At 54.0% G+C, this 735-nt stretch carries 1 protein-coding gene; it reads left to right on the top strand.

The window, feature by feature from the left end; genetic code table 11:
* On the top strand, nt 1-735 hold a 735-nt coding region (locus tag ACTHSL_RS12845), incomplete at both ends, for a terminase gpA endonuclease subunit (protein WP_440381683.1).

The raw sequence follows: 735 nt of genomic DNA, 5'->3' as shown, positions 1-735 counted from the left end.
ATGATGAACTTGCTGCTTTTGATGATGATATTGAACAGGAAGGCTCTCCGACGTTCCTGGGTGACAAGCGTATTGAAGGCTCGGTCTGGCCAAAGTCCATCCGTGGCTCCACGCCAAAAGTGAGAGGCACCTGTCAGATTGAGCGTGCAGCCAGTGAATCCCCGCATTTTATGCGTTTTCATGTTGCCTGCCCGCATTGCGGGGAGGAGCAGTATCTTAAATTTGGCGACAAAGAGACGCCGTTTGGCCTCAAATGGACGCCGGATGACCCCTCCAGCGTGTTTTATCTCTGCGAGCATAATGCCTGCGTCATCCGCCAGCAGGAGCTGGACTTTACTGATGCCCGTTATATCTGCGAAAAGACCGGGATCTGGACCCGTGATGGCATTCTCTGGTTTTCGTCATCCGGTGAAGAGATTGAGCCACCTGACAGTGTGACCTTTCACATCTGGACAGCGTACAGCCCGTTCACCACCTGGGTGCAGATTGTCAAAGACTGGATGAAAACGAAAGGGGATACGGGAAAACTTAAAACCTTCGTAAACACCACGCTAGGTGAGACGTGGGAGGCGAAAATTGGCGAACGTCCGGATGCTGAAGTGATGGCAGAGCGGAAAGAGCATTATTCAGCGCCCGTTCCTGACCGTGTGGCTTACCTGACCGCCGGTATCGACTCCCAGCTGGACCGCTACGAAATGCGCGTATGGGGATGGGGGCCGGGTGAGGAAAGCTGGC

The organism is Neisseria sp. P0008.S010 (assembly GCF_051962715.1).
Taxonomy (GTDB): Bacteria; Pseudomonadota; Gammaproteobacteria; order Burkholderiales; family Neisseriaceae; genus Neisseria; species Neisseria elongata.
This window is presented reverse-complemented; position numbering and strand designations above follow the sequence as displayed.